Annotated in this window: 15 protein-coding genes; 8 read left to right on the forward strand and 7 right to left on the reverse strand. The window is 37.2% G+C overall.

Annotated features, from left to right (window positions below; genetic code table 11):
• Positions 1–77 precede the first annotated feature (77 nt).
• The 3 genes from lepB to PP182_RS14120 are packed head-to-tail and all read left to right on the forward strand — an operon-like array spanning position 78 to position 2,730.
• A complete protein-coding gene (gene lepB, locus PP182_RS14110; RefSeq protein WP_272651912.1) occupies positions 78–1,775 on the forward strand; it encodes a signal peptidase I in 1,698 nt (565 codons plus the stop codon).
• Between the two features lie 15 nt (positions 1,776–1,790).
• The gene (locus PP182_RS14115) at positions 1,791–2,417 is read left to right on the forward strand and encodes a WbqC family protein (protein WP_272651913.1); all 627 of its coding nucleotides are present in this window, start codon (positions 1,791–1,793) and stop codon (positions 2,415–2,417) included.
• Complete coding sequence (locus PP182_RS14120) at positions 2,410–2,730, forward strand: DUF6122 family protein (protein ID WP_272651914.1); 321 nt, start codon at positions 2,410–2,412, stop codon at positions 2,728–2,730. Before PP182_RS14115 ends, PP182_RS14120 begins: the two co-directional genes overlap by 8 nt.
• Here PP182_RS14120 and PP182_RS14125 read toward each other — a convergent pair.
• The 6 genes from PP182_RS14125 to PP182_RS14155 all read right to left on the reverse strand — a co-directional run bounded on the left by PP182_RS14125 (position 2,695) and on the right by PP182_RS14155 (position 8,865).
• Positions 2,695–3,726, reverse strand: coding sequence for an endonuclease/exonuclease/phosphatase family protein (locus PP182_RS14125; RefSeq protein WP_272651915.1), 1,032 nt, complete (start codon positions 3,724–3,726; stop codon positions 2,695–2,697). The genes PP182_RS14120 and PP182_RS14125 overlap by 36 nt on opposite strands.
• Positions 3,727–3,737: 11 nt before the next feature.
• A complete protein-coding gene (locus PP182_RS14130; RefSeq protein WP_272651916.1) occupies positions 3,738–4,613 on the reverse strand; it encodes a rhomboid family intramembrane serine protease in 876 nt (291 codons plus the stop codon).
• Positions 4,613–5,359: a rhomboid family intramembrane serine protease gene (locus PP182_RS14135; RefSeq protein WP_272651917.1), complete on the reverse strand. Its 747-nt coding sequence runs from the start codon at positions 5,357–5,359 to the stop codon at positions 4,613–4,615. The genes PP182_RS14130 and PP182_RS14135 overlap by 1 nt, the downstream gene beginning before the upstream one ends.
• Entirely contained in the window at positions 5,360–7,201 is a 1,842-nt protein-coding gene (gene mutL, locus PP182_RS14140; protein WP_272651918.1) for a DNA mismatch repair endonuclease MutL, read from the reverse strand.
• Positions 7,202–7,615: 414 nt separating this feature from the next.
• Complete coding sequence (gene ribH, locus PP182_RS14150) at positions 7,616–8,098, reverse strand: 6,7-dimethyl-8-ribityllumazine synthase (RefSeq protein ID WP_272651920.1); 483 nt, start codon at positions 8,096–8,098, stop codon at positions 7,616–7,618.
• Positions 8,098–8,865, reverse strand: a complete 768-nt coding sequence (locus PP182_RS14155; protein WP_272651921.1) for a tetratricopeptide repeat protein — start codon at positions 8,863–8,865, stop codon at positions 8,098–8,100. The genes ribH and PP182_RS14155 overlap by 1 nt, the downstream gene beginning before the upstream one ends.
• Positions 8,866–8,988: 123 nt before the next feature.
• Between PP182_RS14155 and recF the strand changes: the two genes are divergently transcribed.
• The 3 genes from recF to PP182_RS14170 are packed head-to-tail and all read left to right on the forward strand — an operon-like array spanning position 8,989 to position 10,783.
• Positions 8,989–10,074, forward strand: coding sequence for a DNA replication/repair protein RecF (recF, locus tag PP182_RS14160; RefSeq protein ID WP_272651922.1), 1,086 nt, complete (start codon positions 8,989–8,991; stop codon positions 10,072–10,074).
• Positions 10,071–10,487: a hypothetical protein gene (locus PP182_RS14165; RefSeq protein ID WP_272651923.1), complete on the forward strand. Its 417-nt coding sequence runs from the start codon at positions 10,071–10,073 to the stop codon at positions 10,485–10,487. Before recF ends, PP182_RS14165 begins: the two co-directional genes overlap by 4 nt.
• The gene (locus tag PP182_RS14170) at positions 10,487–10,783 is read left to right on the forward strand and encodes a DUF721 domain-containing protein (protein WP_272651924.1); all 297 of its coding nucleotides are present in this window, start codon (positions 10,487–10,489) and stop codon (positions 10,781–10,783) included. Before PP182_RS14165 ends, PP182_RS14170 begins: the two co-directional genes overlap by 1 nt.
• A gap of 70 nt (positions 10,784–10,853) precedes the next feature.
• On the opposite strand, the gene PP182_RS14175 is transcribed toward PP182_RS14170, so the two are convergent.
• Positions 10,854–11,273: a nucleoside-diphosphate kinase gene (locus tag PP182_RS14175; RefSeq protein WP_272651925.1), complete on the reverse strand. Its 420-nt coding sequence runs from the start codon at positions 11,271–11,273 to the stop codon at positions 10,854–10,856.
• Positions 11,274–11,407: 134 nt separating this feature from the next.
• On the opposite strand from PP182_RS14175, the gene PP182_RS14180 reads away from it, so the two are divergent.
• Both PP182_RS14180 and gldI read left to right on the forward strand, forming a co-directional pair.
• Complete coding sequence (locus tag PP182_RS14180) at positions 11,408–12,424, forward strand: DHH family phosphoesterase (protein ID WP_272651926.1); 1,017 nt, start codon at positions 11,408–11,410, stop codon at positions 12,422–12,424.
• Complete coding sequence (gene gldI / locus PP182_RS14185) at positions 12,421–12,972, forward strand: gliding motility-associated peptidyl-prolyl isomerase GldI (protein ID WP_272651927.1); 552 nt, start codon at positions 12,421–12,423, stop codon at positions 12,970–12,972. The genes PP182_RS14180 and gldI overlap by 4 nt, the downstream gene beginning before the upstream one ends.
• The last annotated feature ends 8 nt before the right edge of the window (positions 12,973–12,980 follow it).

Consider the following 12,980-nt stretch of genomic DNA (forward strand, 5'->3'; position numbering starts at 1 on the left):
AAAAAGAATACATAAGACAGATACTATCAATATCGAACCAATAAAGGTTTGATCATAAGTACAAAAATTATAACATCATGAATGGAACCCAGTGGATTATTTTCATCTTAATAATACAAGTAATTCATTTTCTTGGAACATGGAAATTATACGTAAAAGCAGGTAGAAAAGCTTGGGAAGCAGCAGTTCCAATATATAATGCTATTATATTAATGCAAATCATCAACAGGCCTAAATGGTGGGTGATTTTGTTGTTTATACCTATTATTAATCTGTTAATGTTTCCAGTAATCTGGGTGGAAACGATTAGGAGTTTTGGTAGAAATAGTCTAGTGGAGTCCTGGTTAGTTGTTCTTACCCTTGGTTTCTATATTTATTATGTCAATTATGCGCTGGATGTAAAATACATTGAAAATAGGAGTTTGCATCCGGGAACGGCTCTTGGCGAATGGGTAAGTTCTATTGTCTTCGCCGTAGTAGCGGCAACCTTGGTGCACACTTACTTTATACAGCCATACGTTATTCCAACCGGTTCTTTGGAGCGAACCCTTAGGGTTGGTGACTTCCTATTTGTCAGCAAATTCCACTATGGTGCTAGGGCGCCGATGACTACGGTTGCCGCACCTATGGTGCACGACACTCTGCCTATTATCGGGACTAAATCATACCTCAACAAGCCTCAACTGCCTTACTTTCGTCTTCCTGGATTTACCAAAGTAGAACGAAACGATATTGTAGTTTTTAGTTGGCCAGCGGATACGGTAAGACAGTTTTTTAGAAAGGAAGCAGGAGTTAAAAAACCAATAGACAAGAAATCTAACTACGTTAAACGATGTGTTGGAATCCCCGGAGATTCAATCGAAGTGATTGATGGTTATGTTCATGTTAACGGCAAACAACTGGAACTGCCGGGAAGTGCAAAACCACAATACGATTATTTAGTCTACTCTCAAAAAGGTGTTTCTTCAAGATTATTCGATCAATTGGGGATAACTGATTTTACTAGAAAATATATTTCCGGACCTGTTAACCAAGAACAGGTACAAGCCATAAGCCCTTATATAAAAGGTTATAATCAATTGGGCGATGGACAATTGGAACTCTATACCGGTAGTTCCGGGATACCAACTGGTACCATTCGCAAATATCGATTATCGTTAAAGGAGGTTACTGATCGGGAGCGTTTAGTTCCCTTAACCGATGAGATGGTGCAGACCTTGAGAAATGACTCTGGTATTGATTCTGTGGTTCGACAAATTATACCTAAAGGACAAAGAGGAATTAACCTTTTTCCTCAAAGTCCGGACTATCCATGGAATTACAGTCAAATGGGGCCAATTTACATACCTAAGGAAGGGACTACAGTTCCTTTAAGTTTAAAAGTGCTTCCACTTTATAAAAAAATAATTAGGGAATATGAAGGCAATACCATTGATATATCTGGTAATCAAATAAGTCTCAATGGAGAAATTGTAGACTCCTATACCTTTAAGCAAGACTATTACTGGATGATGGGTGACAATAGAGATCACTCCGAGGACAGTAGAGCTTGGGGATACGTTCCCGAAAATCATATTGTAGGAACTCCAATTTTTATTTGGATGAGTTTTGATAATTTTACGGAAAGTATTTCTAACTGGAGACCTAGATGGAACCGAATCTTCACCACCGTGAATGGAGATGGAGAGCCACAGTCTTATTTTAAGTATTTCCTTATTCTTTTGGTCGCCTATTTCGTGGGCAGTTGGTTTTGGAAAAGAAAAAAGTCAAAGTAATTCCATAAGATTAGAATGACCGTATTACATCCTGCATATTTTCCAAATGCCGCCTTTTTCAGCATATTTATGACCGCCGAAAAGGTTACATGGGAATATCATGACAATTACCAGAAACAGACTTTTAGAAATAGGGCCTATATCTGTACGGACAGGGGTAGACATATGCTAAGTATTCCCATTTTGCACACCAAAAGTGAGCATGGAAGACAACAATACAAAGACGTAAGGATTGATAATTCATATTCTTGGCAACGCCTACACTGGAGAACATTGGAAACTGCCTATAGGACCTCTCCCTTTTTTGAGTTTTATGAAGATGAGATAAAACCCTTGTATGAAACACCGTTTGAATTTCTAATTAATTTCAACCTTAAGACCATAGAAATTATTTGTGAGTTACTAGAGATTGAATTTCCAGAAGAGCGGACAAAGGAATACGCACTAAATTATGATATGGATAATCGGTTTTTAGTCAATGCGAAAAAAGAAATTAAACTGGATGCACCCGAATACGTTCAGGTATTTGGCGAACGACACGGTTTCATCCCTAACCTGAGTATTTTGGACCTACTTTTCAATCTTGGACCTAATACTACAACCTATTTAAGGGATGTTGAAATCAACAGCCTAAATGCTTAGGTTCTTTATACATTACGGAATTCACTTCATAGTGCCCTTTATAGTGGCATTTCTTTTTTATAAAGCGCATTTTTGGAAGATTAGCCTGATACTGATTTCGGCCATTCTAATTGATATAGACCACTTATTGGCCACTCCCCTATTCGACGCTAATCGTTGTAGTATAGGCTTTCACCCCCTGCACAGTTATGGGGCAATATTCGTTTATATTTTGATGTTGTTTTGGCAAAGAACAAGGATATGGGGAATAGCATTTTTACTCCATATGATTGCCGACCTAGCGGACTGCTTCTTTATCCGCTCCTATTCTTAGGGTGGCCATAATCGGCTCATGATCGGATAGTTTCACATTATAATTTTCATGTTCTAAAACCTCGATACCGGGGTCTGTTAGAATAAAATCAATCCTTAAAGGAAACTTCCAAAAATTAATTGTTCTACCATAACCAAAACCTTTTTCCTCAAAAGAATCTTTCATGTCGTTTTTGACGGCGTTATAAGCATAAGAATACTGAGTATTATTGAAATCTGCACAAACTATTTTTTTGTAATTCACTAAATCCATATGATTTCGAATCAAATCCGCCTGTTCCTGTTGTTTGGCAAACGAATTTCTTAATCGACCCAATAGCCTATCAGAACGTTCCCTTTTAATACTTCTTGGACGCACCTTTAAAGATTCTAAATGTAAATTGTAAACTCTTACCGTATCCTTGTTATAAAGTACATCGACATAACTTGCACCATTCCCTGAGTTAGGAAAATTTATGTTTCCTTTATCAACAATAGGATATTTTGAATATATTGCCATGAGTACCCCAGCTTCTTTCGAATACTTTTGACGATTTATAAACCTATAGGGATAATTGACAAATAATTTTTTCCATATCCGCCGATAACCAAATTCCTGAAAACAAATAATATCAGGATTTTGATTTTGAATAAAATCTTCAAAGACTTGAATATTCGGCCTAGTCATTTCTGTTGGATGCCCCTCAAAACCTTGGATATTAAAACTCATCACTTTCAATACATTTTCCGATGCAGATTTGTCCATAGAATTAAACTGAACAAAGGAACCCAAAACAAAATATCCCACTGCTAAAACGGTAAACGATAGCCATACCCTTTTTGGAGAGACCATTAACCAATACAAGAGAAAAAGAAGATTGACCAGCACCAATAAAGGAACGGTCAGACTTAAAAATGAAAGACTGGCAGACTTGGTATAAGGGACTACACAAGCCAGAAATAGCAAAGCTGAAAAAAGTATATTTAACCCGTATACGGTTTTACTCCAAAAGGACATCACTAATATTTTTATTCCTTTCCGGCCTTGAACAAAAAATCCTTTTCGGCCTTGGAAAGGCTTTCATATCCTGACTTACTAATTTTGTCCAAAATGGCATCTACCTTTTTCTGTTTGCTTTGCGCATCATAATCTTTGGAACTACCACCAGTAGTATTCTTACGCTTATTCTTATAGACAGTTTTCATGGGTGCCTTTCGTTCAGATTTTTTAAACATATTCGTAAGACCATCCAAAAGCTTTGAAAAACCAGACCCTATATCATTCCCTTTAAATAGTTGGTTAGCATATAAATAACCTAGCAACGCTCCGCCCAAATGGGCTAAATGTCCTCCTGCATTACCACTTGGCAACTGAATCAAATCCATTACCACTACAAAGACACCGATATACCATAGCTTAACATTAAAGAAAATAACCCTAACCTCTTGGTTGGGTATATAAGTGCATATGAAAATTAAGATGGCGCTAGCACCGGCTGAAGCACCTATCAAAGCAGCGCTAACATTAAAAAAAGCAGGAAAAATATTGTATCCAAACATAAAAAAGAGCCCCCCAAGAACCACTCCCAAAAAATAAACGTTCAAAAATCGTCGTCCATCAAAAAGATTTAGAAAAATTCTTCCAACGAAAAATATAAGTAACATATTCCAGAACAAATGGCCCAAACCACCATGAAAAAAGGAATAGGTAATAATAGACCATGGTTGAACCAAAAACGCAAAAAAATCATTTGGCAATTCAAACCACTGTACAATAGTATTTTTAGAAATCCCCAATAAAAATGGGATAAGCGCATTTACAATAAATACAACAACGTTGACTGCGATAAGCTTTTCCGCCACACTCAACCTCTCAAACTGGTATCTTAAATTGTTTCCTGCCATTATCTATCCCAGCGATTATTGTTAAACTGATTCTTCTTCCAGTACCACATCATCAAGAATCCAACTAAAGCACCTCCGACATGGGCAAAATGTGCTATACCCTGACCAAAAATACCATAGCCCGTTATCCCTGAGAACAAGTCCAAAGCAATCAATACCGGTATAAAATATTTTGCCTTGATAGGTACGGGCAGAAACAAAAGAAACAGTTCGCTATTGGGATAAGACATTCCAAAGGCGACAAGTATACCATAAATTGCTCCAGAAGCCCCGACCGCGGGGGTATGATATGCACTTAAAAAGTTATCGATCGTGGTTTTACCAGCTATATTGTACCATTCTGTATTGTATTGTCCACTAGATACTATCTCCATGACAGTACTTTCGGAAACACCCGAATTAACAATTGCATTCAATCCTTCTTGAAAATAATAATAGTTTACCCCAGTATGGAGCAATGCCGCACCAAGTCCTGCCGAAAAATAAAAGAACAAAAACTTGTTCCGTCCCCACATTCGTTCCAGCGGTGTTCCAAAGGCGTATAGCGCATACATATTAAATGCTATATGCATAAAACCGCCATGCATAAACATATGGGTTACTATCTGCCAAATACCAAAGTTTTCATTCTTCGGAAACCAAAGGGAGAACCATTGATACATTTGGTCCCCGTAAATTTGAGTGGCCACAAAAAATAAAATATTGATAATCAATAAGTGTTTTATCGCCTCGGTTAATCTGCTCATCTAAATAAATTTTCGATCAATATCATTTTCTGTAATCGTCGTATAGGTTCTTTTATTAAAAGGACTTAACGTACTTTCTTTGCAAGCGAACAACTTATTCACCAAACTAATCTGTGAAAGTTCATCCAAAACCTCACCGGTCTTAACGGATAGTGTTTTGGACAGCGTTTTGGCCAACATATCCACTTGGGAAAAACTATCCTCGGAAACTTCCATTTGAAAATCGGAAATGAGTTGTTCCATGACCATTTGCACTTCACTTTCGGTAACGACCACGGGAACACCCTTTACTTCAACTGTTTCATTGGTCATTTCTCCAAAAACAAAACCAACCGCACACAAACTTTCTTTTATTTCCTTTAAGATGGCTAACTCACTCTTGGTAAAATTAAGGGTTAAAGGGAATAATAATTGTTGACTTACCGCTTCTTGTATGGTGATATTTTTTAAAAACCCTTCATAAAGCACACGCTGATGGGCTCTACTCTGGTTAATAATCAACATTCCAGATTTTATGGTCGATACAATATATTTTTTTCTAAGTTGAAAGGTTGTGGTTACGGTGTCTTGGGTTTCTATATCCGAATCAAAGATAGTACTGTTTATTTCTTCGGATTCCATTTCCATAATTCCAGATCCACTACTAGGTACTTTTCGATCGAGACCCTGATAAATATTCTCCCAGCCTCTGGCACTTGTCTTTGTAAAACCTGATGCTCTTGAGCTTCCTGATTGCTTAAAGGGATTAAAATCAGAATCAACCGTTATGCCGGGTACGGCAGCCGATCTATTCTTAAAATCATAAGGAGTTTCTAGGTTTTGGTCTTTTTCAAAATCAAGTGAAGGAACCACATTGAACTGCCCCAAACTATGCTTTATGGTCGATTTTAGATAAGCATATAAAGTGTGCTCATCATCAAACTTTACTTCAGTTTTTGTAGGATGTATATTGATGTCGATAGTGGATGGGTCAACATCTAAACGAATAAAATAACCTGGATGTGTACCCGATTTTATCAATCCTTCAAAAGCGCCCAACACGGCATGATGCAGATACGGACTTTTTATAAATCGATTGTTTGCGAAAAAAAATTGTTCCCCCCTGCTCTTCTTGGCAAATTCCGGCTTCTGTATATAGCCAGATATTTTTACCACGTTGGTCTCCTCATTGATTGGAACCAGTTTTTCATTGGTTTTCCTACCAAAAACCTGAACGATTCTTTTTTTAAAATCATTGTTTGGAAGATTAAAAACATCACTTCCATTATTATAAAAACTGAACGAAATTTGGGGATGTGCCAACGCCACCCTGTGAAACTCATCCGTTATATGGCGGAACTCCACTTGATCCGACTTTAAAAAATTACGTCTGGCGGGTATATTGAAAAAAAGATTTTTTACTAACATGGAAGTACCTTTGGGAACCACCGCAACTTCCTGACCTACAATTTTACTTCCTTCAATTTTAATATGGGTTCCTACCTCATCATCTTGGGTTCGCGTCATCATTTCTACATGTGAAATTGCAGCAATGGACGCCAGTGCCTCCCCTCTAAAACCTTTGGTATGTAAATTAAACAGATCTTCCGCCTTCTGTATTTTGGAAGTCGCATGACGTTCAAAACTAAGTCTGGCATCTGTTTCGGTCATACCAATGCCATTATCGACCACCTGAATTAAGGTTTTTCCTCCATCCTTTACAATTAACTGTATATCACTTGCTTGGGCATCAATGGCATTCTCCAGCAACTCCTTTACCACGGAGGCCGGTCGCTGAACTACTTCTCCCGCTGCAATTTGGTTAGCAACGTGATCGGGTAAGAGTCTAATAATATCCGCCATTATCAGGAATAAAATATGGAAAGGTCAAAATCAATTATAAAAAGGAAAATAAGTATAAGAACCACTAAAATAATAGCGAAACGAATTTTTACATTTCGATCACCCTCTCTACGGGTATCTTCCAAAGCATTACTGATTTTATTTTTTAAACCCCGTTGATTGTGGACCGTACTTCTAAACTGGTCGAACTTAGGTTCTATTTTATACGGGTTCCCCTTACCCTTATCATCATAAAATCTAGGATTATATTCGAATTGCCTATTCTTTCGTAAACGTGTTATTTTACTTAGCATTCCCATAACCTCAAAGTTACTTAAAATAGAAAAAAAGGCCCCATAGGGAAAGCCAAAATTTGTTAACAGAATGCTATGGTCAATTACATTGAATAGAAGATTCTTAGAATAAAGTATATTGCTAAGCTCCTAAAACGGCCATTTTGATTGCCGCTATGGCAGCTTCCGCGCCCTTATTACCGTGTTTACCCCCACTACGGTCAATGGCTTGTTGCATAGTATTATCCGTTAAAACGCAGAATATTACCGGAACCCTGTGTAAAACGTTAAGGTCTTTGATACCTTGCGCAGTAGCACTACAAACAAAATCGAAGTGTTTAGTTTCACCCTGTATAACACTTCCAATGGCAATGATAGCATCCGGTTTTTCCTGTTGTATCATCCTTTTACAACCATAAGTAAGCTCAAAACTACCAGGCACATTCCATCTAATAATATTGGAATCCTGAGCACCACAATCTTTAAGTGCTAACTCGGCACCTTGATATAAGCCTTCCGTAATATTGGAATTCCACTCAGATACAACAATCCCAAACCGAAGGTCTTTCGCATTTGGGATTGTTTCCTTATCGTATTCGGATAAATTTTTGTTTTCCGTGGCCATTACGCCCCAGTTTTAGCTATTCCAATAAAGGCATCGATAGTGTTGGCCGCTTCGGAGTTAGAAAATTCATCTTTAATTCGTTGAAAATATTCTAGTGCTTTAGTGTTATTACCCATTTCCAAAGCGGTAACACCTGCCTTGTAAAGGAATTTTGGAGTTGTATAGTCATTTGTACTATGAGCAAAGGCAGATTCGTAATAACCCAAAGCATCCGATGGTTGGTCTAGTTGCATAAAAGCGTCTCCAAGACCTCCTTTTGCCAAAGCCCCCAGTATATCATCATCTGAATTAAAGTCTTCCAGATAATCGATTGCTTCTTGATACTTATTCATATTCAAGTAGGACATACCTGCCGAATAGCTAGCAAGATTAGCCGCTTTGGTACCATTGTATTCCTCTATAATATCTAGAAAACCATATTTACCTTCTCCACCTTCCAATGCTAAAGTGAACAAAGAATCTTTGGCGGTAGTGCTTGTCAAAGCTTGGTCAAAATATTGCTGAGGGTAATACATTTCATTGGCTGCATTAGCCTCTTTTGGTTTCAAAACGAATTGGCTATATGCCAAGTATCCCAATACCGCCACCGCAATAACACCTATTGTACCTAAAATATAATTCTGATTCTTAGAAACCCACTCCTCGGTTTTAGAGGCGCCTTCATCCAACGAACTAAAAACTTCGGCAGTTGTACTTTCCTGTTCCTCAAACTCCTGAGCCTCAACCTTTGTTTTGGGTTTAAATCCTCTTTTCTTATATGTTGCCATCTCTAATTTTATTGGTCGCGCAAAAATAAAGTTTTTATTGAAATCCAATAGTGTATTTATTCGTTATTTTTGGAAGTCTTGTTAGCTAATGCTCAAACACCGACGAAAAACCTATTATTTTTAATGTTTCTTAAAAATCTTTCCCTTCTTAATTACAAAAACTTTGAATCCAAAAATCTAGAATTTGATTCAAAAATTAACTGCTTCGTAGGTGATAATGGGGTAGGTAAAACCAATATTTTAGATTCGATTTATCATCTTTCCTTTGGTAAAAGTTACTTTAATCCGGTTTCGTCCCAAAACATTAAACACGGTACGGAATTTTTCGTAATCGAAGGAATATTTCAAAAAGCAGACAAAGAAGAGAAAATAGTTTGCAGCCTCAAAAAAGGTAGTAAAAAGATTATCAAGAGAAACGGCAAACCTTATGAGCGATTCGCAGATCACATTGGGGTCTTGCCTCTTGTTATAATATCCCCAGCAGACCGAGATTTAATTTTAGAAGGTAGCGATGTTCGCAGAAAATTTATGGATGGTGTTATTTCCCAGTCCGATAAGGAGTATTTGCAATCACTAATCAATTACAATAAAGTATTATCGCAACGTAATGCACTGTTAAAATACTTTGCAGCCAACCACACTTTTGATAAGACTACACTAAATGTCTACAATGAGCAATTGGAAAGGTATGGTACAGATATCTTTACAAAACGATTGAAGTTTCTAGATGAGTTCATCCCTATTTTTAAAGAACAATATATCGCTATTACCAATAATACAGAGGAAGTAAATCTTACCTATGACAGTAAACTGATAGACGAAGAGCTTAAAACTTTATTAGAGAATAATATTGATAAGGACAAAGCATTACAATATACGAGTGTCGGAATACACAAGGATGACCTGAATTTTACCATCAGGGACTATCCCATTAAAAAATTTGGAAGCCAAGGTCAGCAAAAATCCTTTTTAATTGCCTTGAAATTTGCCCAATTTCACTTTATGCAGGAAATATCGAAGACTAAGCCCATTTTAATTTTGGACGATATTTTCGATAAATTGGACGAACACCGAGTTTCCCACATTATTTCACTAGTTAACCAAGAAAATTTTGGGCAAATATTTGTAAGTGACACCCACGCAGAAAGAACTGAAGCGGTGGTGAAAAAAATTCATCAAACTTATAAAATCTTCAAACTTGAGTCATGAAAAGATTTTTGCTTTTAACCCTACTTATTGGCATGTCCTGTTCCCATAACATAAGTAAGGAAAAATTAGACCTTTTAAACGGTTATTGGGAAATCCAGGAAGTTGAATTCCCAAACGGGGAGAAAAAAGAATACCAAATGAGTGCTGTGGTCGATTATATTCAATTGGATAATCTCCAAGGGTATAAAAAAAAAGTGGTTCCGAAATTTGATGGGAGTTTTGAAACTTCAGATGATGCAGAAGCCTTCAAAATAATAGAAAGAAATGAAAAATTCCTTATAAAATATGAGAATCCATTGAGCGAATGGGAAGAAAGTCTTATATCTTTATCCTCCGATAATTTCTCCGTAAAAAACCCTGACGGCTTAATTTATCACTTCAAACGTTTTGAACCCCTAAAATTAGACCTTTAATGTCACGTAGAGAAAATGACCATTTAAACATGTCTGATGCACTTTCGGCCTTTTTAAAGAAAAACAATCTTCAAGAAGGAATGGATAAGGTGGATGTGAGGACTGCTTGGGCCAGATTAATGGGAAATGGTGTAGAGAACTATACAACGGCCGTGGAGCTTAAAAAAGAAACCTTATTTGTATCCCTCTCCTCCTCGGTTTTAAGGGAAGAATTAGGGTTGGGAAAGACAAAAATTATCTCTATGCTCAACGAAGAACTGGGAAAAGACCTTATCAAAAAACTGGTACTCCGCTAAAACTTAGTTTCATAAAAACAAAAGACCGGCCCATTAAAAGCCGGTCTTTTTGTAACAAACTTATTTTACTCTAGTAGATTTCCCTGCCTGAAAAATGGAAGGCACCTTCTACAGCTGCATTCTCATCACTATCCGAACCGTGTATTGCATTCTCTGCAATATCGGTTGCGAACATTTTTCGAATAGTTCCTTCGGCGGCCTCTGCTGGATTTGTAGCTCCTATTAAAGCCCTAAAATCTTCTACCGCATTTTCCTTTTCCAAAATAGCCGAAACAATGGGACCTCTGGTCATAAAGTCCACCAATTCCCCAAAGAAAGGTCTTTCCTTGTGAATCGCATAGAATTCCTGAGCATCCCTCATACTCAACTGAGTATATTTCATAGCTACAATTTTAAAGCCAGCAGCTGTAATTTTTTCTAAAATGGCACCAATATGACCGTTTTCAACGGCATCTGGCTTTATCATTGTAAATGTTCTATTTGTAGTCATTTCTTTTAATTTTGCGCAAAAATACGCTTTTCCCTAAAAACAGCAACTTTATGGCGCTTTACCAAACCGTTATTTACAAGCATTTTGAATTTAACTATTAACTCCTTTTACTATTAAATTGTATCTTTGCGCCCATGAATTTTGAGCAAATAGAGGCACTAAAGCAATTGCTTTCCACTTCAAAAAGGATAGCTATTGTTCCACATAAAAATCCGGATGGCGATGCAATTGGCTCCACATTAGCTCTTTGCCACTATTTGACAAAAAAGGGACATCACGCCCATGTTATAGCACCGAATGATTTTCCAAAATTTTTAAAATGGATGCCGGGAGCCAACAGGGTTTTCAATTTTGAGCGGCATAACACAGAAACCAAAAAAATTATTGCGGAGGCCGAATTGATATTCACTTTGGACTTTAATGATTTTGGAAGGGTAGGTCAAATGGCGGAAAGTCTTGAAAACGCCTCGGCCAAATACATTATGGTGGACCATCACCAGCAACCCTCCGATTATGCAGATATTACCTATTCTGACGTTCTTATGAGCTCCACATGTGAAATGGTCTACAATCTTATTGGGTATATGGGTGATTTGGATGTAATCGATGAGGATATCGCTAACTGCATCTATACAGGGATTATGACCGATACAGGTTCTTTTAAATTTAAAGCGACTACTAGCCAAACGCATCGTGTTGTGGCAGACTTAATGGATAAAGGAGCAAATAATACTGAAATCCATGAACGAATATACGACACCAACTCCCCCAGTAGGTTGCACTTGTTAGGATGTGCCTTAAAAAACATGGTTATTCTGGAAGAATTTAATACCGCCTACATTTCATTAACACAAGAAGAACTAGACCACTACAGTTACGAAAAAGGTGATACCGAAGGTTTTGTAAATTATGGGCTTACCTTGGACAAAATACGCTTTGCGGTCATCTTTATTGAAAACAAGGAAGAAGGGATATTTAAAATATCATTCAGGTCCGTTGGGAATTTCTCTGTAAATGAATTTGCCAGAAATCATTTTCATGGCGGTGGACACACCAATGCCGCCGGAGGTAGAAGTGAAAGCAATTTAGAAGAAACAATTAACCATTTTGTTTCCTTATTGCCGCAATACAAAAAAGCATTGACAGAATGAGAGCACTTGGCATACTTTTTATTTCAGTTATACTTTTTAGCTGTGATGGTCCTGAACCCCGAAAACCGGTTCAAAGAAAAAGTGGAAGCTACTTTAAAGCCTCTATCGAAAGGAGTCGAAAACTTTTGGAAGTCGAGGAAAAAAAGATTCAGGAGATTATTACAAACGATTCCTTAAAACATTATACCCACAGTGCTTCCGGTTCTTGGTATCATTATTTAAGGGTTAACGATTCTTCTGATTATACCCCTAAAACGGATGACCTTGTAACGTTTAATTACAATGTACTTACCTTAGATAACGACACATTGTATTCCGAATCTGAAATTGGAACTGTTACCTATAAAGTAGATAAACAAGAGCTATTTCTAGGACTTAGGGCCGCTATAAAATTATTAAAGGAGAATGAAAAGGCGACTTTTCTCTTTCCTTCTTCCATCGCTTTTGGGTATCATGGAGACAACAATAAAGTAGGAACAAACGTTCCCTTAAAATCAACAATTTCCATATTAAACATTGAAAAACAAGAGAGTAATTTAGAAGAATAAACAAATAT

It is taken from the genome of Maribacter sp. PR1, assembly GCF_028464145.1.
Taxonomy (GTDB): domain Bacteria; phylum Bacteroidota; class Bacteroidia; order Flavobacteriales; family Flavobacteriaceae; genus Maribacter.

What these genes read in the sequence shown, in the direction of transcription:
- lepB (WP_272651912.1), top strand. Translation starts at nt 78, where the DNA reads ATGAATGGAACCCAGTGGATTATTTTCATCTTAATAATACAAGTAATT.
- PP182_RS14115 (WP_272651913.1), top strand. Translation starts at nt 1,791, where the DNA reads ATGACCGTATTACATCCTGCATATTTTCCAAATGCCGCCTTTTTCAGC.
- PP182_RS14120 (WP_272651914.1), top strand. Translation starts at nt 2,410, where the DNA reads ATGCTTAGGTTCTTTATACATTACGGAATTCACTTCATAGTGCCCTTT.
- PP182_RS14125 (WP_272651915.1), bottom strand. Translation starts at nt 3,726, where the DNA reads ATGTCCTTTTGGAGTAAAACCGTATACGGGTTAAATATACTTTTTTCA.
- PP182_RS14130 (WP_272651916.1), bottom strand. Translation starts at nt 4,613, where the DNA reads ATGGCAGGAAACAATTTAAGATACCAGTTTGAGAGGTTGAGTGTGGCG.
- PP182_RS14135 (WP_272651917.1), bottom strand. Translation starts at nt 5,359, where the DNA reads ATGAGCAGATTAACCGAGGCGATAAAACACTTATTGATTATCAATATT.
- mutL (WP_272651918.1), bottom strand. Translation starts at nt 7,201, where the DNA reads ATGGCGGATATTATTAGACTCTTACCCGATCACGTTGCTAACCAAATT.
- ribH (WP_272651920.1), bottom strand. Translation starts at nt 8,098, where the DNA reads ATGGCCACGGAAAACAAAAATTTATCCGAATACGATAAGGAAACAATC.
- PP182_RS14155 (WP_272651921.1), bottom strand. Translation starts at nt 8,865, where the DNA reads ATGGCAACATATAAGAAAAGAGGATTTAAACCCAAAACAAAGGTTGAG.
- recF (WP_272651922.1), top strand. Translation starts at nt 8,989, where the DNA reads ATGTTTCTTAAAAATCTTTCCCTTCTTAATTACAAAAACTTTGAATCC.
- PP182_RS14165 (WP_272651923.1), top strand. Translation starts at nt 10,071, where the DNA reads ATGAAAAGATTTTTGCTTTTAACCCTACTTATTGGCATGTCCTGTTCC.
- PP182_RS14170 (WP_272651924.1), top strand. Translation starts at nt 10,487, where the DNA reads ATGTCACGTAGAGAAAATGACCATTTAAACATGTCTGATGCACTTTCG.
- PP182_RS14175 (WP_272651925.1), bottom strand. Translation starts at nt 11,273, where the DNA reads ATGACTACAAATAGAACATTTACAATGATAAAGCCAGATGCCGTTGAA.
- PP182_RS14180 (WP_272651926.1), top strand. Translation starts at nt 11,408, where the DNA reads ATGAATTTTGAGCAAATAGAGGCACTAAAGCAATTGCTTTCCACTTCA.
- gldI (WP_272651927.1), top strand. Translation starts at nt 12,421, where the DNA reads ATGAGAGCACTTGGCATACTTTTTATTTCAGTTATACTTTTTAGCTGT.